This is a genomic window from Streptomyces sp. CA-146814, assembly GCF_050942385.1.
Lineage (GTDB): Bacteria > Actinomycetota > Actinomycetes > Streptomycetales > Streptomycetaceae > Streptomyces.
Genome location: NZ_CP192068.1, coordinates 6,392,044 through 6,416,760 on the forward strand (window position 1 = coordinate 6,392,044; position 24,717 = coordinate 6,416,760).

Here is a 24,717-nt window from a genome sequence, read left to right on the forward strand (position 1 = left end):
CCCGCGCGCGGCGCGAGGCGGCGGCCGCCGGTGAGCATCCAGGTATCGCCCGAGGTCAACGCCATGATCTTCATCCTCACCGGGGAGAAGCTCATGGACGCCGACGAGGACCTCGCCTTCGAGAGCCGCCTCCCGTACTCGGGTCTCGGGCGCAAACTGGACCGGCTGTCCTCGCTGATCGACAAGTCGATCCACGACATCGGCGAGTCCATGCCGGACGACCTCGCCTCGTCGTACGCCAAGGCGATGGGCATGCTCATCGACGACGGCGGCAAGAACTACCTGCGCGACTTCTCCGACCAGCTCGACAAGATCGCCGAGGGCCGCCGTAAGACCTCCATGGACATCATGGAGTCCAAGTGGCAGGTCATCGCCGAGATCATCCGGCTGCTCATCGAGATCGCCATCTACCTGGCGATGTCCTTCTTCACCGGCGGCGCCTCGGCCAGCCAGATCATGATGGCGAAGCTGCGCAGCCGCTTCTTCATCCTCACCACGCTCAGCCACCTCCTCCAGCGGCTGCACCTGGCACCCTCGCTGACGGAGGCGTTCGCCGAGGCGTTCACCACCTTCGCCGTGCGGCTCGCGATGATGAACTTCGCCCCGGACGGCCGTCGGCCCGACTCCATCGACTGGAGCGACATCGGCAAGGCGGCGGCCTTCGGCGCGGCGGCGGGCTTCTTCACGAGCGTCTTCGAGAAGTTCGCGAAGGACATCGTCCGGAGCTTCGACGGCAAGTTCCTGAAGAACGGCCCGGATCTCGACTTCAAGAACCCGCCGAACCTGCGGGACACGCCGGACATCGACCTCAAGAACAACGGCCCGACGCCCAAGCCGGACCCGGACGGCGGCAACTTCCCGAAGGACCGCCCGGACCCGAATCCGTACGGGAACGGCCCTGGCTCGTACGGGAACGGCCCCGGGCCGTACGGGAACAGCCCCGGGCCCTACGGCAACGGCCCGACGCCTTCACCCAATCCGCCGCCCGTCACCTTCCGGGACGGTCCGCTCTCCTTCCGGAACAACCCCGACCTGTGGCGCAACAGCCGGATCCTGCGCTTCAACCTCGACCGGCCGGGCGCGCTTGCCGGGCACTACGGGCTCAAGGGAACGGCCGACTTCCTCGCCGCCGGAGCGGGAGAGGTCGTCGCGGAGATCCTGATCAAGGGGGCCTTCGACGGTGACTGGTCCTCCAGCTGGACCACCTTCTTCGGCGCGGGCATCAGCAGCCGGGTCGAGTCCACGCTCACCGGCGCCGCGCTGAACAGCGGCGCCGAACTGCGCCACGCCATCGACAAGTTGCGCGACCAGCCGCCACCGACCGTCTCCGGCGGCGACTCCGGCACGCGCGGTTCCGGCGACGGCGCCGACCGCGGCGAGGGCCCCGCCCGTACGGACACCGCCGACGGCCCCGGCCCCGGCTCCTCCGCGCCGCCGCCCGTCGCCCAGCAGACCACGAGCCGGAGCGACGTGACCGGCGGCAGCCAGTCGCCGCCGCCGTACGTGTCGCAGAACCCGCCGCCGTACGTCTCGGCCGACCCGCCGCCGTACACTCCGGGCCCGCTGCCCGTGACCGCCGCCGAGAACGCGCTGTGGCAGCAGGTCCACCAGGGCCCCGCCGAGGTGCGCGAGCAGGCGCTGCGGGATCTCGCCGCCGTACGGGGTTCCCAGCCGCCGGGCGTCGTGGAGATCGGCGTACGCGAAGGCCTGCACGCCAACCTGTCGCAGCTGCCCGAGGTACGGGTGGTACCCACCGGTGGCGGGCCCGCCGCGCACGTGGACGCCGACGGGGTCCGCAGGGCCCTGGAGGGCTTCGGGACACCGGTGACGGTGGACGCGCCGGGGCCTGGTGCTGAGGGCAGCCCGGTGCCGGTGAGCGGTGGGCCGGACCTGGCTGCCGGCCCCGGCGCCTCGAACACGCCTCCGCTGACGATCGTCGTCTCGGAGGTGCCTCCGCCGGGTGCGGGGTCGCCGGAAGCGGCCGCGTTGCTGGACGGCGCGGGGGTCGACCGGGCAGTGGTGCTCGGCCCGCCGGTCGCGTCGGAAGGGTCGGGCGTGACGGGGGAGTCCGGGGAGGCCGTACGCGGTGCGGTCGAGCTGACCCGCGAGGGGCCCGGCGAACCGGTGCAGGCCCGTCCGCTCACCGGTCCGGAGTTCGCCACGCCGGTGGACGGCGGCGGGACCACGTTCCCCGGCGCGGATGTGCTGATGCCGCTGGCGAACGCGCTCGGCGCGCCGCCGGTCATGTCGGCCACCCCGCCACCCGCCACGACCACCGCCCCTCCGCCCGCCACATCGGCCGCCACGCCGCCGGTCACGACCACCGCTCCGCCGCCCGCCGCGTCGACGGGCCCGGCGGCGCGCCCCGGCTCGCAGAGCACCGCCGTCCCCTCCTCCGACACCGGCCCGACCGTGCAGCCGCGATCCGGCGAGGCGTCCGGCGAGACGTCCACCACTGAGCCGGTCGGCACCGAATCCGGAGCACGGGACACGGACCCGCTCCCGGTGAAGTCGCCTCCGGCCGAGTCGATCCCCTTGAACAGGAACGAAGTCGACCTGGACGCCAAGCCGATCGCGGTCACCACGACCGGCACCGACCCCACCCCTGACATCAAGCCGACACCCACCACCACGCCCACCACCACCGACACCCCCATCGCGTCCAAGCTCGCCGAACTGGCCCGTCCCGAGGCCGAGGCGGCCACGGATCTGCACCTGGAGTCAGGACGCGGCGACGACGGCCCCGGCGCCGCGCCCGCCACCGGGACCGTCGGGCCTCCAACGGCCCCCGCGCAGCCGCAGCACCCCGAAACCCTGCGGGACTTCCTGCCGGAGAACGAGTGGTGGACGTTCTACATCGACCCCAAGAACCACGAAGCCGCCCAAGCCGCCTTCCCCGACGACCCCGGTTCCTACTACGACCACGACCGGTCCCCGGGCTTCCAGGCGGGCATGGTCGCGGCGTACACGCAGTTCCTGGCGGACCCCGGCACCGTGGCGGCGCCCATGGACTCCTCCGCGTACCTCGCCATGCACGGCCTGGCGACCGGGCACCTCGGCCGGACGATCGGCTGGTCCGGAGGCGGGGCCACGCAGTTCCCGCTGCGGGGGGACGCGCTGGCTTCCGATATGTTCGACGAGCGGATCGGGGACCAGGCCCTGGTCTACGACATGACCACGCACAACTGGTCCAACCCGCTGCCCTCGCCCCGGCCGGTCACCATCCTGACCCGCTTCATGCACAGCAACCCCTCGCTGGCGACCAACTACCGGAAGGGCGCGGCGCCCGGCCTCGTCGACACGCTGTTCCAGCAGCACTACGCGCGGGTCGGCCGGGCCGATGCCGACGACGCCACCAAGCTCGCCTCCATCGCCCGCACGATCCGGGCGCTGCACGTCGTCCACCCCTTCCAGGACGGCAACCTCCGCTCCAACGTGCAGGTCCTGCTGCCCAAACTCCTTCTGGAGCAGGGCTTCCGGCCGGTCGTGCCGGACAACATGTACAGCCTGTTCCAGGGCGGCCACTCGGTGGAGCAGATGGTCGACTCGCTGGTCCGCAACGGCGTCCTGAACACCGACAGGCCGCGCCCAGCCCCGGAACAGACCGCCACGGACACGCACTTCGAGACGGGCCGCGCCGACACCGAGACCACCGGCCGAAGCAGCCCGCCGCCCGCCGAGGGCCAGCCGGTCGTGACGACCCTGAGCGGCCACGCCGTGCCTTTCGCGCAGCTACGGCGGTGGGTACCGGAGACGGCAGCGCAGCCCCAACCGGGCCGTGCCGTGCAGACGTTGACCATCTCGCAGGGACCTGCCGAGGACGGTACGGCGCAGAGCGCGGGGCGCCGGGCGCTGCTCGGCCAGGACACCTTCCGAGGTGTCCGCACCACCTCCTCCGAGGCTCCGGACGGGCCCACCGGGGCCACCCCGCCCGTCCCCCGTACGGTGTTCACCGGACCGCCGACCGCGCTGCCCGGCTCCGGCACCGAGCGCGGCGCCGACTACTTCGCGGGCCACGGCACCCCCCGTACCGTCACCCTCGGCACCGACGACGCCGCGCACCCCACGGTGAAGGTCAGCGGAGTCCAGCTCGGCGAGGTGCTCAAGTCCTGGGAGCAGGAGGGTGATCGGGACCGTCCGCTGGTGCTGTTCTCCTGCGAGACCGGGCAGCAGCCGAAGATCGCGGGACTGCCGGTGGCCCAGCACGTGGCCAACCGGACCGGGCGCCAGGTGTACGCGCCGACCACCGAGGCGGGCACCGCCAAGGACCGGGACGGCAACGTACGCGCGGTGCTCACCGAGGGCCCCGACGGGCCGGGCCGGTGGCGGCTCTTCACGCCGGAACCCGGGGGCGCCGAACTGGACGCCCTGGCACGCGACGCGGGCCTGCACACGGGCCCGGACCCGGCCGACGCCTTCGCACAGGCCCGTACGCTCCAGCAGATCCGCACGCTGCGCGACGCCCTCGGCACCGACGCCGAACAGCAGCCCGGAAACAAGGAGTTGCTGGCCGGACTCGCGTACGTGGACGGTCTGCGCTGGCTCGCCCCGGATACCGCGGCCCGCTACGGCGACGGCCGGATGACCCCGGACCTCCTGCGCCGGATGGTCATCGACCGGCGGGACGCGACCGGAGCGACGGCAGACCCCGTCACCGCACCCGCGCCGGACCCCACCCCCGACGAATACCGCGCGTTCCTGCGCGCGGCCGCCGAGTTGCGCGCCGCCGCCACACCTGACACCACGCTCGACGCACTGCTGCCCCCGCCGCCGCCCGAGCTCCCCCCGAACGCCCTGGTCTCGCCGGAGGACGTACGCGGTCTCGCCTACGCGCCCGCCGCACGGATCACCTGGTCCCTCTCCGACACCCCGCTGCCCCTCTCCGACCTGGCCCTGAGCCCCGAGGACACCGCCGAACTCGCTCGCCGCAGGCCCGACCTGGCGCCCACGCCGGGCCGTCCGGAGAGCCTGGCCGAAGACCTGACCCTGCTCAGCAAGGAAGCCACCACGCCCGGCCCCGCCGACACCGTGCGCGCGGACGGCCTGACCTTCCGCCGGCTGCACACCCCGGGCGGCGGGAACTGCCTCTTCCGGGCGCTGCTCGACACCGCGCGCGGCCGGACCGTGCCTCCGGCATGGGCCGCGCGGGACGTCACCCGGCTGCGTGAGCTGCTGCGCGACCGGCTCACCGGTTCCGAACTGCTCACCGCGGCGGCCGAGGCGACCCCGGACCCGGTCCTCGCCGTCGTCGACGACCTCCGGACGACCGCCATCGCCGGGGTCGGGGACCCGGACGCGCAGACCAGGATCACCCAGCGCTGGGACCGGATCGCGCAGGCGGTCGTCACCGACGGCGACGGGCGCCGGTGGCGGCGGATGCTCCGCGACAGCGGCTATCCGCACCTCGCCGATGTGGCGCCCACCCCGGCCGACGCGCGGCGGCTCGGCACCGAAGGCCTGATCCTCGCGGCGGCCGAGCTGCCCGCGCTGTGGGCCTCACCCTTCGCCGACGTACTCCCGCAGGCGCTGGCGCACACCCTCGACCTGGACCTGCGGCTCGTCGGGCCCGCCCCGTCGCCGCCCGGACCCGCCTCCGCCACGCCCCTCAACCCCGGCGGCCGCGGCGGCACCCTGCACCTCGCCTACAACGGCACCGACCACTACGACGCCCTGCTCCCGCCTTCGGCCCTGCCCACGACCACGTCGGCGCCCACGACCACGTCGGCCCCCGCGCTCACTCCGGCGGCCCCGGCGCCCACCTCGGCGGCCCCCGCGCCGACTCCGGCGGCCCCCGCCGGCTCCGACGTCTTCGGGGAGTGGCTGCGGAGCATGGGCGGGATCACCGACCTGTACGCTCCCGCTACGGAGACGCCGGACCGCGGTGACCCCGTACCGCTGGAGACCCAGCTCGAACGGCACCGGCCCGCGCGGCTGTTGACCGGAGAGGCCGCCCGGCCGCCGGGTCCGGCGCCGCGCACCGTCACCTTCGAGGACGGCAGTCGGCTGCCCGCCGTCCTGCTCAGCCCGGACGCCGATCCGGGCGGCGATCCCCGCGGCGGATCACCGTCGGCCCGCGCACGCCGGACCCCGCAGCCCGGCCTCCTCAACGGTGTCGGCGTCCTCACCCTGCGCTCGCCCGAGCTGGTGGCCCAGGAGATCCTCGGTACGCTGCCGAAGAAGGTGCGCGCCCAGTTCGACGAGGCGGAGCTGCTGCGCCTGCTCACCGACCAGCCCGGCGCCTTCACTGCCCCGCGCGGCGCCCGTTTCGTGGGCCGGGAGAAGTCCGGCGTCGGCCATGAGATGACCGTCGAGGCCATTCCGTACCACCGCTGGGAGAGGTTCTCCGACGTCAATGGCTCCACGGTCCGGGTGGACACCATGCGGCGCGGTCAGGCCGGTACGGGTGGCGGGCGCAGTGTCGGGGTCGGGCGGCGGATCGCCGGTGCGCTGGGCATGGGCCCGCCGCTCAACTGGATGCTGAAGATTGGCGTTTCGCTCGGCTGGAGCCGCCGGACCGACTACACCCAGGGCACCCAGGCGTACCACCAGTCGGAGTACCGGGCGCTGGACGGCTCGCATCTGCACCTGGACGACGTCCACTACCGGGTGCGGGTGGAGCGCGTCACGGAGGCGCCGAAGGCCGCGAGCCGGCCCACCGCCGCCCCCCGCTGGCGGCGCAGCCCCGTGCACTCCGCCGGGTTCGCGCTGCGGGACGGCCTGAGCTGGCGCCTCCCGGACGATCTCACCGTGCCGTTCACCGGGCCGAAGCGCGCTCCGGAGACGCTCACCTTCCCGGACGGCGTCGAGCCACGGATCTCCGACACCACGGCCCTCCATCTGACGGACCCGCCGGAGGAGGTGGCGCTCGCCATCTCCGGTGCACGGCCCGGCAGTTCGGCCCACCGCACACTGGTCTCCTACGTCCGGCCCGGTCGGCTGCTCGGCCTGTTCGCGCGGTTCGCCGGACCGGTCAGCGGACCCGAACTGACCCGGGGCAGCGGACAGCACCCGCTCGGCCACCTGGTCGTCGAACGGTCGATCCCGCACCGGGCCACCCTGGTCACGGAGTCGGTCAAGTCGGAGGTGCGCGACCTCACCCAGACCACGTACCAGAACCAGCGCGCCCACGTCCGGGACACCCGCCTCGGCGTCCAGGTCACCGCCGGGCCCAACTACACCCTCACCGGCCCGGAGACCGATGTACGCCTCCAGGGCGGCCCGGTGGTCCGCGCCGACCTCTCCACCGGGCGCAGCCACCACCTCGGCACCGACGCGGCCCGCAAGACCACCGGCCGCGTCCGGAACCAGCCGATCGCGCTCTACCGCGTCGAGCGCACCCTGATGGTGCGCGGAGCCGGCGAACCGGCCTCGGCGGCCCGTCCGGTCCGGGTGGTCAGCCTGGACTGGATCTCCACCCAGGACGCGCGCCGCCTCGCGGGCTGGGACAGCCGTACACCGGGTGCGACGGGCCCGAACCGGGACGCCGAGCCGCCGGTGCCGTGGTACCTCACCCGCGAGGACCCGGTGCACCTGAGCGGCCAGGTCCGCGCCGAGGGCTTCCGCCCCGACCAGCGACCGCCGGCCCCGGCCCCGACACCTGCCATCCCGGCTCCTCCAGCCCCCGCGCCAGCTCCTCAGGACCCCCTCCGGGCCTTCGCCGACACGGTGCTGGACACGCTCCACCGCTCCTACCGCTCGCTCTTCGTCCCACCGCTGATGCTGCGCCACCCGCGGCTGGCCAAGCTCTGGTACGGGGACGGGCGGATGCGGACCGCTCTGCACAACGACCGCCAGGTGCGCGAGGCGCTCAACCGGCCGACCCTCGCGCAGAGCCTGGACGACCTCACCACCACCGGCATCCCGGTCACGCTCACCGAGGACGGCAAGGTACGGCGCGGCCACCACACACTGATTCTGCGGGCGCGGCTCACCGACCGGCGATTCGAGACCACGATGAGCGAACGGTCGCTGCGCAACGCGGTGATCGGCACCGAGGTGTCCGGCCAGGGCCAGCAGGCCTCCACCACGCTCTCCGCCGGTGTCGAGCTGGGCATCTCACCGCGCGACCACGCGAAGGACCCGACGGCCGGAGTGCCGCGCCAGGCGGGCAACCTCTCGCTCGGAGCCCGCTACGCGAAGACCGGCACGCGGGCCACCCGGAACACCGTCGCGGTCGCGCACGACCAGTTGACGTTCCAGAACGGCGCCGATCTCTACAGCTACCAGGTGGAGTTGGGCGCCACCTTCGAAGGTCACCGCCGTCCGCGCGGCTGGGCGCGGCTGCTTTCGGTCGGTGTGCTGGGCGCGGGAGTCTTCGTGAGCAAGGTCGAGGAGCGGCCGCTGTTCAGCCGGGGCAGCGAGACCGTGGGCCGGGTGGAGCTGGCCGTGCCGGCGGCCCACGGCTCGGACCGCCACGCCCCCGCCGACCCACCGCCCACCGGCCCGGCGCCGGCGCCCGCGCCCACCCCCGTACCGCGTCACCTCTCCTCCACCGAGGCGGACCAACTGCTGGACGGGACGCGTCCGTTGCCGCGTACGGAATCGGCCGACCGGCAGCTCGTGCGGAGGCTGCTCAGCGCCCCGCACGTGGTGCTCAGCACCGAGGGCGGCCGCGAGCGGCAGCAGCTCGTCCAGGACACCGCCGACCGCGCGACGAACACCTCCTGGCACGTCAGCGCTCCCGGCGCTCCGGTCCGCACCGCCCTGCGCCGGGCCATGGTGAACCTCAGCATCGCCGGTCAACTCGGCCAGTACCTGGGTCCGTTCGGCTCCCGGATCACCGGGCTCAGCGGCGCGGGCCCGCTCTCCACCCACTACCTGAAGGCCGCCGTCCGAGGCGAGCTCGGCAACCTCCGGGTCAGGAGCGACCCCAAGCCGGGCACGCTGGAAGCGACGATCGGCAACGAGCACCGGGTGGCGGGGAGTTCGAGCTCCGTGTCCCGTACCACGCTCGGACTCCAGGGATCCGTGACGCCGTTGCAGCAGGCTCCGGGCCGACAGGCGGTGATCGGCACGTACTCGTCCGCCCTCCAGTACGCGTGGGGCAAGGGCCGCAGCGTCTCGCAGACGCTCACGCGGGGGCGCAACACCACGCTCACGTACGCGGGTCGGATGTACCTGGTGGTCGCCGACACCGCCGAGACCGTCGCCGTACGGGACCGCTGGACGGCCGCGATGGGAGCCGTCGGTACGCGTGCCGGAGCCGGGATCAGCTCGGCGGCCGGGCGGATCTCCGAGCGGCTGGGCCGCGGCCTCGCACCGCGCGGGGCCGCCGCCGCGCTTCAGCGCATCCGGGACGCGGTGATGTTCCACCTGCCGATGCAGGACGCCATCGAGGCCGGGCTGGCCCCGGACGGCCTGGCCACCACCACTCCGCGCAACCTCGGCGGCGGCTACCGGCTGCCGCCCTTCCTGCGTACCCGCCGCTTCCCGACCCACCCCAGCGGCCAGCTCGACGCGAGCCGGGCGGCGCAGCAGCTGATGGGGCGGCTGGAGCGGATCGGCGTACCGTCGCACGACCGGGAACAGGCCCTCCAGCGGCTCTCGCCGGACTTCCTCCGCTCCCATGTGCACGAGCTGACGACCGGCGGAATGACCCTGCCCGTCCGCTACCGCGCCTGGTCCGCCCTCCACCACCTGCCGGTCGGCGGCAGCCCCGGGCAGCTGAGGTTCACGCTGACGCCGGTCACGACCACCGTGGACCGGCTCCGTACCGGCTACGAGCTGGAGGACTACCGGAACACCGCCCGCGACGGCGCCGAGGGTACGTCACAGGACCGCGGCGCCGACGTGACGCTCAGCGCCGGCCAGCGCGCGGCGGACAACGGCATCCTCGTCGCCAACCCGGCGCTCCAGGGCACCGCGGCCAAGCAGCGTTCCAGCACCCGGACCGAGACGACCGGCTCCACCGCGATGCCCAACATCGCCACCACCCAGACGCACGCCGAGATCGTCACCACGTACACCTTGACCGTCACGATGACGGACGCGTCCGGCGAACCGCTCGGCCCCGCCACCACCGCTCCCGTCGGCAGCCTGAACGAGATCCTCCCGACGAGCCTGCTCACCCCGGACGGCGACGGCGCCGATGGTGCGATCACCGAACAGTCGCTACCGGAACCTGAGCGCGCAGTAAGGATCCTGACGGCTGATCAGGCCAGCCCGGCAGGCATCGCGGAGTGGCGTACGACGGACGGGACGCGGCGTACGACGGACGGGAACACGCCTGTCGGGGGCACGCCTGTCGGGAGCACCGGCGCGCCCGACCTGGACATCCTCCCCTTCGACGACGTGATCGGCTCCGGCATCCTCGCCGTGGACATCCTCGGCGCGGCCAACGTGGAGGACGCGCTGACCCTCGCCACCGCCCGCGCGGACGGCTTTCCCGGCGACAGCGACCTCGGCAAGCGGCACACCGGCACCTCGCTCGCCGGGCGCGTACGGATGGCGCGCCACACCCCGCTGACCGGCCTGGGCACCGCACCCGCCCAGGCCCAGCAGGAGGCGACCAGCCAGATCGGCCTGACCGCGGGCTTCCGCGAGGCGCTCGGCCCGAACGGCTCGCCGCTGCCCACCCAGTCCTCCGCCCGCCTCCTCGGCCAGTCGCACACCGCCGACTCCCGCCTCTACGCCAAGATGCACCGTCGGGGCGCCCGCCTCCTCGCGGTGGAGAACAAGCCGCGGATGGAGGCCATGCAGCGGCGCAAGACCTCCGACGCGCTGGAGGCCGGCATCACCGACAACGTCGAGGCTGCGGCGAGCACGTCACCGCTGGCGGGCAACAGCAACGCGGGTGTGACCAATCCAGGCGCCACCGTCCCGATCGGCGGGTCGAACGACGGCACCACGCTCAAGGCGGCCACGGACACCACGCTCGGCACCCACGTCAAGGTCGTCACCGACCGCAGCATGCTCTTCGCGGTGCCGGTCAGCTGGCTGTCGGTGGCCGAGGTGGACCACCGGGTCTCCGACAGCCGCCCGATGCAGGCGCTCGGCAAGCCGAGGCGCGGCCCGCGCGCAGCGGAGGCGGAGACGACCGCGCTGGTGTGGCTGCGCGAGGACGTCGCCCGCGACCACGGCCTCCTGGACGACACCACCTTCCCCGACGAGGCCCGGACGGCCTGGGACGACCAGGCCAAGGCGGCGGCCGACCTCGCCGCCGCCGAGAAGAACTACTACGACGCCCGCGCGAAGGCCCGCGAGACCTGGCTCGACCTGAGCGCGGAGGAGCAGGCCGCGCTCGGCGACGACGACCGGACCACGGTCCTGCCCCGGGCCGTCGCCGAGTCCCCGGCCGTCACCGCCTGGCAAGCCGCGCGCGAAGAGGTACGCCGCTGGGAACGGCACACCGAAGCGGCGGCCACGGCCCACCACCGCCTCCACCTCGCCGCCGCCCGCCTCACCGCCCACCACCAGGGCACGGGCTCGGTCCCGGTGAAGGACCTGCCGCAGGAGTACGCCGCCCCCGACTGGCGCTCCGAGGCGCCGGAACCGTACAAGATCACCGCCACCGATCCCGGCGCTGCCACCGACCCCGCCACCGACTCCGCCCCGCGCACGCTCACCTCGCCGGACGGCACGACGGTGCGCGAGGTGTACGCCATGCCGCACGACGGCGCCTCCTTCTTCCACGCGCTGCTGGCGACGGCCCAGGACCGGCTTCCGTACCTCCTCACCGCTGACCTGGCCGCGCGTTTCACAGCGGACCCTGGAGACCCGGCGGTCATGGCCGAAGCCATCGCCGCCGCGCGCGACCGCCTCGCATGGGCGCTGGCCGACGACGGCAACGAGGACCTGCTCGACGCGCTGGCGCTGGATGCCGCAGACACGTTCACGCAGGCCGAACTCGATGGTGCGGGAGTGGTGTTGACGGCGGCGCAGCAGGCGGAGTTCGACGCCTTCGGCCGCCTTCCGCAGACGTTCTGGCCGACGCCCGACCAGCGGGTGGCGCTGGCGACGGCGGCTCTGGCACGCCCGTTCGCGGTGGAGCCGTCGGAGCCTACGGACCCCGAGCGCCGAGCGGGCGACCACGGCGGCGCGGACCTGCTGCCCGCGCTGGCGGCCCGGGTCCTGGGCACGCCGCTGACGGTGGTGACGGGGGAGGGGCGGCCGCAGCTCTTCCTGCCGCACGGCGCCGACCCGGCGGCGGTCGACGCGGCCACCCACCCGGTGCTCTTCGCGGCGGACGGCTTCTTCTCGGCCACGCTGCCGCCGGGCACTCCGCCGCCGGTGGCCACGGCACTGCCGCGGCCGACGAGCACGTCGCCGACCACCTCAGGGGCGGATCCGAAACCGCACCGGGCCCACCCCGCCCCGCCCTGGTCCCCACCCACCGACACGGACGCCCCGCGCTACCGCCTGGACCGCGACGGCGTCCTCACCGCCCCCGACGGCGCGACCTACACCCAGGGCACCCCCGCCGGCCGGGGCAACGGCTTCTTCGCCGCGCTCTCCACGGCCCTGCGCCAGGCGGCCGAGCAGCCGGGCCGCGACCGGCACGAGGCGGCCCGCCTGCGTATCCGGTCCGAGGCGTCGCCGGCCCAGCTGATGCGCCTCAACGGCCTCCCCGGCGACCGCGCGGACCACGACACGCTCTTCTCACCCCCGCCGCTGAAGCCCCGCCCGGGCGTGCCCGCGCCGAGCCGCGACGCCCGCGACGGCCACCTGCGCCGCCACCTGGCCGAGGCCCCGTGGGGCCCGGACGCCGACCGGGCGGTGGCCGCGTGGGCGGCAACGGCGACGGGCGCCACCGTCATCCTGATCGAGGAGAACGGCACGGCCCACACCTACCCGGCCCCTTCCGCCGACGCCCCCGTACTCCACCTCCGCCGCCGGGGCGGGGACTTCGTCCCCCTGCTCCCACGCACCCCGGCTCCGGCTCCGCCCCCACCCACGCACCCGGCCGAGGAGGAGGCGTACGGCCTGAGCACCCTGTCCGGGTCGGACATGGACCTCGACTCCGAGCCGGAGGAGCCGACCGCACGCGCCAACCCGGAGAGCGCGTACGCGGCCGAGCTGGCGGCCTTGCTGGCCGAGCCGCGACCGAGCGTCCCGGCCCTCCTGGACGCGATCGGCCGACGCAACGCGCACCTGGGAGGCTTCCCCGACCTGGCGTTCGACAGCGCGTTCACCGAGCACGCGGGCATCGGCCTGCCGGAGGCCCTGGACCAGGCGGAACAGGAAGGCAGGCTGGACCAGGAGGAGTACGAGACCCTGCGGGAGGCGCTCGGCCTCGGCATGGACGGCCCCTTCCGCCAGACCCGCCCCGGCGGCACCTCGGAACGGGACCGCCAGGTCACCCTGCGGATGCTGGACCGGGTGGCCCGCCTGGTGAAGGAGACCCTCCGCAAGGACGACCGCCTGGCCGACGCGCAGGTCACCCCGCACATCGCCGTCGGCCTGCTGCCGGACGGCTCACTCGGTATCGCGGGCAACACCGGCACGAAGGCGCTGACCAGGGACGAGGCGGCGCTGGTGGAGGAGGAGCTGCGCTGGTTCGTCACCGGCCAGGAACCGGAAGGCACCCCCCGGCAGCGGAAGCTGGAACAGTGGGCCCGGGACGAGGAGAGCCACCGCCAGTGGTCGGCCCAGCTGGACCAGTGGCAGCGGGACCTCGACGACAACGGCGCGACGGACCAGGAGCGCCGGTCCCTGGCGGCGGACCGCCGGAAGTGGCAGGGCGACGAACGATGGCTGGCCCGCCGCCGCCCCGCCATGGCCCGCGAGCTGAAGGACCGCACGAAGCTCAGAGCCCTGGCCACCGGCTGGTACCGCCTCTACCACCCGGACTCACCCGAACTCACCCTCGTACAGAAGGCGTTGGAGTCCCCACGCATCCTGAACGTCAACGACCCGGACACTCCGGCCGCACCGTACGGTTCGTACGGCTCCGAACACGGCGAGCTGACCCTCCTGGGCCACTGGGTCGACCACTGGCAGCACCACCCCGGCGACCCGGCCACGCCCCGAACGCTCCACCTCGGCGGCTTCAAACTGGCCTGCGCCTCCTGCGACCTCGCCTACCAGGCGGTCAACGAACACCTCGGCCCCGCCCTGGGCCACCGGGTACAGGCGGCTGGCACCCACGGCATGTTCTTCCCCGGCTGGCGCATGCCGGAGTGGATGCGGCAGCGCCCGGAACTGTGGGCGTACATCCGCGACAACGCGGAGACCATCGGCGCCTACCTGGACGCGAACGGGGTGCTCCAGGGCGACCGGACGACGAACGGCCATCGGCAGAACCCCGCCGAGTCCGAGTCGGAGTACGCGTCCGGCGAGGAGGAGATGGACACCGACTCCGAGCCGGCATACGGCGATCCCCGATGAAGGTCTGACGCTCAGGGATGTTCCGCCGGGACGCCGGAACGCCGGGTTCGCCGGACGTCAGGGCGCCGCACATCATGAGTACGCGGGTTCCGGCCAGGGCGGCCAGACAGGTGCCGGAATTTCGTATCTCAGCTCCCATGTGATCGTCATCGGACTGCTGCCTCTGTGGTCGACGTACTCGGCCGGGCCGAAGAACGTCCATGGCTCGGTTCGACCGATGCGGTTGCTTTTACGCCGGCGGACGAAGAGCAGCACGTTGGTGCCCATTTCGACATGGTTCCGGTACCGCAGTCCTGTGCTTGAGTTCTCGGCGGTCTGGTTCTGGGACGTCCAGCGGAGGAGCGTATCGCTCAGCACCCGATCGCCCGAACGATCCGGGGCGGAGTAGCCCCTCTCGTCTTTCTCCAAGGTGATGAACAGGGCATCGGTCTTCTTGGCTGCACACCACTTCACACCCTCACGGAAGTGACCTGGCATGAAACCCCCGATTTGAGATTGACCCAGCGCGGTCAGGATCTCTTCACGGTGATAGGAGGCGTGGATGGTCAGTGGCAGATGATGTGCCGCGTCGAATTCGTGCGTGTAGGACGGGGCGTAGGCTGCGTCCTTGCATTGCAGGACCTGGCGCAGCTCTCCACGTACCGCAGGCTGTTTCCTCAGTTCCGCGAAACCCTCCTCGTAGCTGTTGAAGCTCTTGTCAGGCATCGTGCCCGTAGGCCAGAGCTGGAAGTAGAGCATGCGGGCATAAGCTCGGCCCTCCTCGTCCAGCTCGCGGTAGAGGGGGGCGTTCTTCTTCAGCATGCGGTTGTAGGCCTGGATGCGGATCGGGTCGTCCACGTGGAGGAAGGCGGGCACGCGCAGGAGCAGTCCGGCCTCCCCGTCGGGCGCCTCCCCCTTGTAGAGGCCGGCGCGACGGAGCAGAGCGGTCCAGGAACTGCCCTGGTGGCGGTACAGCTTGTGCAGATCGCGCCCGCTCTTCTGCAGGTAGCGCCGCAGATCCGCCTCCCCGTACTGGGTGACCTCGCGTACCAGCTCGGTGACATACCTCTCAGCATGCCCCCTGATGTTGTCGACGATGATCCGCTTCGCCTTCTCGTCGAGGGAGATGAGGCAGCCGGCCGCGAGCTGAGGGAAGTCGCGCTCGATGTGCTCGACCAGCCGCTGAGGAGCCACGTTCGTGAGTGCTCCGAACTGTCTGTCGAAGCGGAACTCCTTGCGGTGCTGACCGATGAAATCGAGCACGGTCAGCACAGCCTTTCCGGGGGCGAGGCCGAGGCCGACGCCGAGCTGCTGGAGGAACACCGTCGCGCTGGAAGGCGGGTGGAGGAGGAGAAGAGTATCCACCTCGGGGATTCTGAATCCTTCACCGAACACGCCCACGCAGAAGATGATGTTCAATTCGCCTTCGCGGAGTGAGGAAAGTGCCTGGTGACGCTGATCGGATGGTGTCTCCGAGGTCAGAGCCACAGCGTTGAAGCCGGCGCGACCGAAGTACTCCGCCATGAACTTGGCCTGGCGTACGGATGCGCAGAAACCCAGACCCCGCAGGGCACTCGGGTCAGGGATCTTGTCGAAGACGGCCTTGACGATGACCCGCGCCCGTGTTTCGTCGCCGATCAGGGCCTCGCCCAGTGATACCGGGCCATAAGCTCCACGACTCCATGCCACCGACCGCAAGTCGGTCCCATCGGCGATGCCGAAGTAATGGAGAGGGCAGAGCAAGTCGTTCTCCAGCGCTTCCCTCAGATGCATCTCCACGGCGATGCGGCCATCAAAGAATTCGTCCTGGACGCTTCTGCCGTCCGGACGTTCCGGTGTCGCGGTGAGACCGAGTAGCTCCATCGGCCTGAAATAGTCCAAGATCCTTCGGTATGTGGGGGAGAACGCATGGTGGAATTCATCGATGACGATCACGTCGAAGTCATCGGGTGCAAGCTGTCCCATGGAGCGTGTGAGGGACTGTGCGCTGGCGAAGACATGGTTCCAGTATCGAGGCGTTGCTCCGGAGTGCAGCGGCTCGCCGAAGTTCTCATCCTGGAGCACCTGTCGGTAGACATCCTGGGCCTGTTGAAGGAGGGACGTCCCATCCGCGACGAAGAGCAGGCGCAGATCCCGCCCGTGCTTCTGCCGCAGGCGCCGGTAGTCGAGCGCGGACAGGACCGTCTTGCCGGACCCGGGTGCCGCGACGACGAGATTGCGGTGCCTCCCGTGAATTTCCCGCTCGGCGTTCAGGCGGTCGAGCATGTCGCGCTGCACGGACTTGGCCTCGATCACCGGTGGGGGGCCCGTGGTGTCGAGGGCGTCGGCGACGTCCGGCTCCTGGTCACCTTCGGGCACGGCAGCCGTCGGAGTCTCCGGTGCGGCGGGGACGGCGGGCGAGTCGGCGGGCCCCACTCCCAGGAGACGGGCGGTGGCCGCCGCGGCCCGGGCGATGGGCCGCAGCCCGACAGGCCAGGCCTCCTCGCTTCCGGCCGACTCGAGTGCGGCGGCGATCCCGTGGGGAGCCTGCGGATGGGCCGCGAGATGGTCCGTGAGGGCGAAGTGGGCGTCCCAGGCCTGGTCGCGGTCGAGGAGCCCTCGCAGATGCTCGGCGGCGGCTGGGTGGAAGCGGTACACCATGTCCGAGTCGTCCTGCCGGGCCGCCGTGAGCAGGTTCGCGGTGAGGAACTCCGCGGTATCGGCCGGAGTGGCCTCCGGAACGATGCGCTCACGGAGTACATCGAGGACGGGAAGAGTGAACGCGTCCAGTGATGAGGCGGCAATGGCCAGACGCGTGGCGGGGGAGCGCACATCGTCGGTGAAGGCCGCCGCGGCGGACGCTACTTGAGCATCCGTTGCTGCCGTGTCCGACAGCTCCGTGGTGGAGCGCGGCGTCTGATAGCGGGAAGGCACGCGTCCCGAGGCCGGAACGAGGACGGCTTCGCAGCCCGCCGGGTCGGTGCGCATCAGCGTGCGTGCCCAGGCGTGTATCTGGTGAGGATCGAATTGCATGACGGGAAGCGCCTGCCACGGCTGGGTCCCGGGGATGTCGTTGCGAAAGAGGCGGGGGCGCCGGTAGGACAGCTGCCCGCCCGGGCCCGCGGGGAGGGTGGCGGTGGCGGTGGTTCGCGGCAGGTCGAGACCGGAGCGTTGCCACAGGCGCTTGGGAAGCGGGTTGATCAAGGCGAGAGGCGCCGTGCGGCCCCAGGCGCACAGGGTCTGCCAGAGAGCGTTCCCGCGCCACGCCGGGGCCGCGCAGTCGGAGACGACGAGGAAGAGGCGGGTGGCCGGCTGGCTGTGGTGGGAGCCGGCCGGGTCCATGGGGGAGGACCGCCCTTGGTGGTCGCGGATCGTCGGTGAGGAGTCCTGCGGATGTTCCAGGTGCCAGACGTGAATGGCCTGGAAGGCGGACAGGCTCCGCAGCACCTCGGTGAGGACGTGCACGGTCTCGTCCCATACCGCCATGGCGGTACCGCGGTCCAGGACCACGATGACCTCCAGCCACGGCTCCGGCGCCGGAGCAAGGCAGGGAAGGAGTACTCCGGTACGGGCGTAGTGGTCGATGGTGGCGTCGATGTCCAGCCGTCGGTGGACTCGGGAGGGCCGAGGGCGGCGCAGCGGGCGCAGGGCACGGCCGATCTCCAGGGCGTTGGGCAGGGCGGAGGCGCGGCCCATGGTCAGGGCCTTGCCCGGGACCGCGTGGGAGCCGCGGGCGTCCTGGAGCCAGACCGACGCGCCTTGGTCCTCCTCTCCGTCCGGGGCGGCTTCGGGAGCCGGCAGGGGAGCGGGGCCGTCGGTTTCCGCTCCGGGGAGAGGCGACTGGCCGGCCGGACTTCCGCCGGTGGCCGGAGCCGGAGGCTCGGCGCCGGTGCCCGGCTCGGCCACGGTGGATCTGGCTGCGGCGAGAAGAAGGGCGTCGAGGATCTCCACCGCCTCCCCCTCTCCGCCGTCGCCCATGTCGCTCAGCAGCGTGAGGGTCAGGGCGGCCAACGCCTGTGCGGACCGGCTCTCAGGCACGGCCGAGCCCTCGCAGGAGCAGCTCCTGAAGCCTCGTCCGCTGGTCCTCGTCCTGGAGACCGTGGCCGCGCAGCAGATGGACGGCGCTGAGCAACTGGTCGACGGCGAGGTTCTCGCCGCGGTTCAGTCTGTCGACGAAGGTGTCGACCAGGGCCGTCGCGGTGTCGTCGTCGGCTTTCCGCAGGTGGGCCTCGATGATCCGGGTGAGGGTGGGGGCGGTGAGCACGGGCATGTCGAAACGGACGCAACGGCGGAGAAAGGGCGCGGGGAAGTCGCGTTCGCCGTTGCTGGTGAGCACGATGACCGGGAATTCCTCGCACGCCACCAGGCCGTCGCGGAGTTCGCATCGCACGCCGGGCTCGACGGTGCGTACGGCGACTCGGCTCCTGGGGTGACGGGCGAGTTCGGGGATCTCGAAGCGGCCGCGTTCCAGCACGTCGAGAAGGTCACTCGGCAGGTCGAGATCGCTCTTGTCGATTTCGTCGATGAGCAGAGCGCGGGGGCGGCCGCCGGGCAGCAGAGCGGTGCCGAGCGGACCGAGCTGGATGAAGTCTCCCAAGTCGTCCCGCACCGCCCGGGGGGCACGGGCGGTGCGGCGGGAAGCCCGTCCGGCTCCGGAAGCGGTGGAGCGTTCCATGGCACGGACGTTGTGGGCATGAATACGGCCCAGCGCGTCGTACCTGTAGAGGGCGTCGGTGAGAGTGCTGCGGGAGGTGATGTGCCAGCGCAGTACCTGTCCGAGGCCGAGCTCAGCGGCGATCTGTTCGATCACGGTGGACTTCCCCGAGCCTGCCGGACCCGTCAGGAGCAGAGGACGGCGCAGATGGAGAGCGGCGTTGACCGCATCGATCAGGCCGGGATCCGGCTGGTAGGTGTTCGCCGGGGACGGTGACGGCAGCACCTCGTTTTCCGGCCCGCCTGTCGGGGAGCCGTCCCCGCCCCTCCCGGGTGCTCGCCACGGCGGCGGCGGAGGAAGCACCGGAGCCTTCTCGGGGACGGCTCCCGTACCCGCGTAGTAGGGCGTCCAGTTCATGCCTGCTCCTTCGGAGTCATGTCGTGCGGGGCGACCACGGCCCGGCCGGCTCGTCTCTGGCAGAAGGCCTGCCAGTGTTCGTCATGCCATGTCGCGCGGATGTCGGCCAGCGGGCCGGGGACACCCTCGTCAAGGAAGTTCCCCAGCCGCCCCTGAAAGGCCCGTACGAGCTTCTCCGGCAGGGAGTCCCAGTGCGCCGAGACCGCCTCCCGCAGCGCCCTGGTGTCCGTGGCCTCCTTGTGCCGGGGCCAGATCAGGGCCGGTGTGTGGATGAGCAGTTCCTCCATCATGAGCTCGAAATTGCTCTCCGGCAGCGTGCTCACTCCCCAGACGCATCCGCCGGTCCGTCGGCGGCCGAGCAGTTCCTGCAAGGTCTCAAGGCTGCTGAGAGCGTCGTCGTCGAGCCACGACGGGCCACCCGGGGCATCGGCTCGCATGGACGACAGGAGTTGCCTGCCCACGTGCAGCATGTCGTCGAGGCGGATACCGGACGGGGGCGTCAGCAGGCCGGACCAGCGGGTGGTGACGTCGTAGTCGACGCCCAGCATGCGTCGTCCGCCTGCCACCCGCCACTCCTCCGGTGCGGAACCCGTCAGCAGGAGAGTCGGGACCGACAGGTCGACCGGGACGAGCCGTTCGCCCGCCGCGCTCAGCCAGAGCAGTGCCCACCCCACTGCTTCGTCCAGTGCGGGTTCCAGGGCGCCCGGACCGGTGGCGCAGGGGAACCGCTCGGTGTGCACCACGGCCGAGCCGAAGAGCAGCGACGCGTCCACCCGGACGATTTCCTCACCGCCGTCGTCGGCCACCACCAGGACCAGGCGGGGTGTGTCGTGGGCGAGTTCGGCGTGCCGGCTGTTCAGCGCGGTGGTGACGCCCAGCTTGCCGGCCCAGGTACTCAGTCGCTCGGGGAGGGGGTCTTCCGGGTGCATCAGGTGGGCGAGGGCGGCGGCGAGGTGGGCCAGGGTCCGGAACCGGCGGCCGGGATCGGCGGCCGACCGGCGCAGGACGGCGTACTCCACCAGGTCCCGGAGGGTGGGGCAGGGTACTCGGGTGACGACCTCCAGGGGGAGCAGCGTGCGCGCCGCCGCTCTGCGGAGCAGGTCGTCGGTCACGTCGCGGCCGAAGGCCTGTTCCAGGACCGAGAGGGTGGAATCGCAGACATCGAGATCGTTCTGGAATTCCAGGACGCGCTGGACCGCGGGGTGGCCACGGCGGTCCTCCGCCAGCAGGCCGAGCCAGTCCGTGAGCCGGTCCCTGCTGTTGATGCCATCCGTACCGGCCAGGGGAGCCAGTACCTTCCGCAGCCGCTCGTAGGCCACGGAACCGAGAGCGTCGACCGGGCGTCGGGCGGGGGCTGCGGCGTTGTGGGCCAGCCAGAGCGATTCGCCGGGCAGAGGGGCTCCGTTGAAGACGCAACCGCCGGGCTCCTGAGTGGTGATCCGGGTGCGCAGTTCCTTGATCAGCCGCTCGTCCATCTCCAGGAGCTTCCCGGCGTCCGGCAGCCCGCTCTCCAGCAACGCGGTGAGCTGAACGCTCAGGTTCATGTCCCAAGCCGGCAGGTGGGCGGAGGCGGCGAAGAGGAGGGAGAGACGCAGACCGCCCTGCTGGAGGCCGGCTGTCACCGCCTGCGCACTAGGCAACGCGGCGGCGGCGTGACAGGTGTCCACGATGGCGATCAGGCCGTTCAGCCCGGGCTCGTTCGCCAGAGTGCCGATCGCGGACGCCACGTCCAGTTGCCGGATGGATCCGTCCCGTCTGCTTCCCGAGGCGACGAAGTACATCGGGCCGCCCAGGCCACCCGTCCCATGGCCCAGCAGGGCCAGGACGAGTGGGCCGCCGTCGGCCTTTGCCCGGTCGGCCGCGACGGCGAGGGCCGTTTCGACGCGTGCCTTCCCCAAGGACGTACCCACGAGCAGCGAACCCGTCTCGCCCTCGCCACGGTCCAGGCAGGCCCCGAGCTCCGGGTCGACCAGAGCCGTGTGGAGCCGTCGTGCGGCCGTCTCCAGTCCGTGCAGCTCCTCCGCGCCGTCGCACTGGGCGCCGATGACCAGCACATGGCGGGGTGGCGCCGGTACGAAGAGGGATGTCACGGCAGCAGCGCCCTCAGGATCGGGTCGGCCACCTGCGCGTGCTCCAGATACTTGGTGGCTGTATGGGTCCAGATTCCGGCGGACTTCACGGAAGCGGATTCCGCCTTGACGCCTCTGCTGCTCGGCGCGATCCAGTTCGCCAGGCGGGGGCGGCCGACGACGATGTCGTCCCGATCCCAGTAGTTGAGCCATGCTCCGACGTTCTCCGGGCACAGCGGGGGACGTGGTACCAGTCGCTGGAGGACGACGCCGCCGAGCGCGAGAGGGGAGCCGAGCGTCACCAGGAGGGGGACGTGTCCCTCGTACTCGTGCAGCGCTTCGTAGGCGACGACCGTGCCGAGGGAGTGGGCGACGATGATGAGCGGGCGTGAGGGGTCCAGTCCCTTCAGCACCCGGGCCCTGATGGCCGCACCGAGGTCCGCCTTGTCGTCGCGTCGGTTCAAGTACCGCGCGACTTGCGACAGCTGCAGTGCGAACGCCTGGCCGCTCACCCACTGAGTCGTCTGCCGGAGACCGGGAAGTTGCAGCAGCGTCGTGGTCACCCATACCAACCGCCGGCCGAACTCCCCGGCCCCTTGCGCCTGGCTGCCGGATGCCAGGGCGTCGAGATGGTGCCGGGCCTGCCCGATGACGCGCGCCTCGCGGGGGCCGGCTCCTGGCGGGGACTGCTCGGCGAGCTCGGCCAGCATCGCGTCGAGCAGGCCGACGAGCAGTTGTTCGTCGATGGGATCGAGCTCCTGGCCGGGTGCCGTCCCCTGGGCGCCCTTGGGAGTGAACAGATCGCTGTAGTCGGCGAATCGGACGTCCGCCAGCCAGCCTTGCGTGAGTGCCGAGATCGACTCCGCGTGTCCGGAGGCCCGGGCACCGGTGGCCAGTGCCCTCAGCCACCGCTGCTGGTCCTCCCCTGCGCTTCGGAGACCGCCGATGCCGTGCACGAAAACGAGTTGAGGCTTCTTCGCCACCACTGGAACCACTCTCCCCCTCCCCGTCCCGGGGAAGCCATCCTGCCTTGTGACCGGCGGGGTGTGGTACTCGATCCCGCGGTTGAGGGCCGATGGGCCACGGCGACGACCACGCGGGATCAGCTCGCACCGGCGCTCGGCGTCGACGTGTCCAGCGCGACCGAGACGGCCAGCAGGCCCAGGGCCGTTCCCATCATGTAGCGCTGGACCTTGAGCCAGGACGGGCGGCGGGCGAGGAAGACGGCGATGGAGCCGGCGGCCAGGACGATGCTCAGGTTGACCGTGAGGGCCACCGCGATCTGGACCGAGCCGAGCACGAACCCCTGGAACAGCACATGGCCCGCGTCCAGGTCGATGAACTGCGGGATGAGCGACAGGTACATGATGGCGATCTTCGGGTTGAGCAGGTTCGTCATCAGCCCCATCGTGAACAGCCTGCGCGGCGAGTCGTGCGGCATGGCCCGCGGAGCGAAGACGGAGACACCTCCGGGCCTCAGGGCGGTCCAGGCGAGGTAGGCCAGGTACGCCGCGCCCGCCAGCTTCACCGCGATGTACAGCTCCGGCACCGCGAGGAAGACCACCGACAGGCCGAGGTTCGTCGCCAGCAGGTAGACCAGGAACCCGACCGCGACACCGCCGAGCGAGACCACTCCGGCGCGCCGGCCCTGGGTGATGCTCCGGGAGACGAGGTAGATCATGTTCGGGCCGGGCGTGAGCACCATGCCCAGGGCCACCATCGCGACCCCCAGTACGCCGGTCAGCTCGACCATCGCTCCGCGCCGCCTTCTGTTCCGCAGGGCCTCCTGCGCAGCCCTGCACCGTGACCACGCGAGTGTAAAGTCAGTCCATTTCTCGGTGCAATATGAGGCATTGAAGTCGGTGCAATTTTGTGCTTGGATGCCGACGAGTGCATCGAAGAGTCGGAAGGATCATGAGTGCGGGAGGTGCGGTCCGTGACGGACTACCGGAGCGTCGCCGACGCGGTGGGCGAAGAGATCGGAGCGGGTCGGCTCAAGGCAGGTGAACGGCTCCCCACTCAGAGGGAGTTCGCCCGGCAGTACGGCATCGCCAACTCCACCGCCACCCGCGTCTATCAGGAGCTCGCGCGCCGGGGTCTCACCGAAGGCCACGTGGGCCGGGGGACCTTCGTGCGCGACGCCTCAGGACCGGCGGCCGCCGCGCCCGCGCTGTCCGAACCCGCCGACAGCCGGGTCGACCTGGAGCTGAACCACCCGGTGGTGCCCGAGCAGGCCGAGCTGCTCGCCGCCGGGCTGGAGAAGCTGCTGCGGCCCGGCCTGCTGGAGCCGGTCCTGCGGCCGGTCGGCGCGGCCGGTACGCCCGCCGCGCGGGAGGCCGCGGCGGATCTGCTCGTACGAGGCGGCTGGCGTCCCGATCCGGCGCGGATCCTGTTTGCCGGGAGCGGCCGGCAGGCGATCTCGGCGGCCGTCGCCGCGGTGACCCGGCCGGGCGCGCGGCTGGGCGTCGAGGAGTTGACGTACCCGGTGCTCAAGTCGATCGCCACCCGGCTCGGGGTCACCCTCGTGCCGCTCGCGATGGACGAGGCCGGGCTGATCCCCGAGGCGGTGGAGGAGGCGCACCGGGCCGGGCCGCTGCACGCCGTCTACGTACAGCCCGTCCTGCACAATCCGCTGTCGCTGACCATGCCCGCCGAGCGGCTGGACCGGTTGGCCGATGTGCTCCTGACGTGCGGGATCCATGCGATCGAGGACGCCGTCTGGGCCTTCCTCCGGGACGATCTGCCGCCCCTCGCCTCACGGGCGCCGGAGCGGACGGTCCTCGTCGACAGTCTGTCCAAGCGGGTGGCCCCGGGGCTGTCCCTCGGGTTCGCGGTGGCCCCGACCGCCGTGTCGTCCGGCCTCGCGGCCGCGTTGCGTTCGGGCGGCTGGACGCCCATGGGCTTCCCGCTGGCGGCGATGGGCCGGTGGCAGGCGGACGGGACCGTGGAAGCGCTCGTACGCGCCAAGCAGCGCCAGGCCGGCCGGCGGCAGGAGATCGCGCAGCACCACCTCGGCGGCTTCGTCACGCGCTCCGCGCCGGAGTCGTACTACCGCTGGTGGGAGCTGCCGCGCCCGTGGCGTGCCGACACCTTCGTCGGCGCCGCCGCGCGCCACGGCATCGCGGTCACCCCGGCCGCCGCGTTCTCCGTCGGCCGCCACAGTGGCTCGCACGCGGTCCGGCTCGGCCTCGCCTCGCCCACCGAGGAGACCCTCTCCCGGGCCCTCGCGACCCTCGCCGACCTCGCGAGGTCCGCCCCGGACGACCTCGCCCAGGACTGAGACGAGGACGGCGG

The 24,717-nt window shown here is 72.1% G+C and carries 7 protein-coding genes; 2 read left to right on the forward strand and 5 right to left on the reverse strand.

The window, feature by feature from the left end; genetic code table 11:
• The first annotated feature begins 63 nt into the window (after window positions 1–63).
• Window positions 64–14,325, forward strand: coding sequence for a hypothetical protein (locus ACQP09_RS28610; RefSeq protein WP_433406791.1), 14,262 nt, complete (start codon window positions 64–66; stop codon window positions 14,323–14,325).
• 72 nt (window positions 14,326–14,397) lie between these two features.
• On the opposite strand, the gene ACQP09_RS28615 is transcribed toward ACQP09_RS28610, so the two are convergent.
• The 5 genes from ACQP09_RS28615 to ACQP09_RS28635 form a co-directional block, all read right to left on the reverse strand.
• Window positions 14,398–18,234 carry a DUF3427 domain-containing protein gene (locus tag ACQP09_RS28615; protein ID WP_433404741.1) on the reverse strand — a complete coding sequence of 1,279 codons (3,837 nt, stop codon included), beginning with the start codon at window positions 18,232–18,234 and terminating at the stop codon, window positions 14,398–14,400.
• Window positions 18,235–18,313: 79 nt separating this feature from the next.
• Window positions 18,314–19,354: an AAA family ATPase gene (locus ACQP09_RS28620; protein ID WP_433404743.1), complete on the reverse strand. Its 1,041-nt coding sequence runs from the start codon at window positions 19,352–19,354 to the stop codon at window positions 18,314–18,316.
• Entirely contained in the window at window positions 19,351–21,444 is a 2,094-nt protein-coding gene (locus tag ACQP09_RS28625; protein ID WP_433404746.1) for a hypothetical protein, read from the reverse strand. Before ACQP09_RS28625 ends, ACQP09_RS28620 begins: the two co-directional genes overlap by 4 nt.
• On the reverse strand, window positions 21,441–22,418 hold the full coding sequence (locus ACQP09_RS28630) for a hypothetical protein (protein WP_433404749.1): 978 nt from the start codon (window positions 22,416–22,418) through the stop codon (window positions 21,441–21,443). The genes ACQP09_RS28625 and ACQP09_RS28630 overlap by 4 nt, the downstream gene beginning before the upstream one ends.
• A gap of 107 nt (window positions 22,419–22,525) precedes the next feature.
• Complete coding sequence (locus tag ACQP09_RS28635; RefSeq protein ID WP_433404751.1) at window positions 22,526–23,176, reverse strand: LysE family translocator; 651 nt, start codon at window positions 23,174–23,176, stop codon at window positions 22,526–22,528.
• A 183-nt stretch (window positions 23,177–23,359) separates the two neighbouring features.
• Between ACQP09_RS28635 and ACQP09_RS28640 the strand changes: the two genes are divergently transcribed.
• Entirely contained in the window at window positions 23,360–24,703 is a 1,344-nt protein-coding gene (locus tag ACQP09_RS28640) for a PLP-dependent aminotransferase family protein (RefSeq protein WP_433404754.1), read from the forward strand.
• Window positions 24,704–24,717 lie beyond the last annotated feature (14 nt).

Bases quoted from the DNA above. Each gene is read 5' to 3' on its own strand.
- ACQP09_RS28620 (WP_433404743.1), bottom strand. From the start codon at position 19,354: ATGAACTGGACGCCCTACTACGCGGGTACGGGAGCCGTCCCCGAGAAG.
- ACQP09_RS28635 (WP_433404751.1), bottom strand. From the start codon at position 23,176: ATGGTCGAGCTGACCGGCGTACTGGGGGTCGCGATGGTGGCCCTGGGC.
- ACQP09_RS28610 (WP_433406791.1), top strand. From the start codon at position 64: ATGATCTTCATCCTCACCGGGGAGAAGCTCATGGACGCCGACGAGGAC.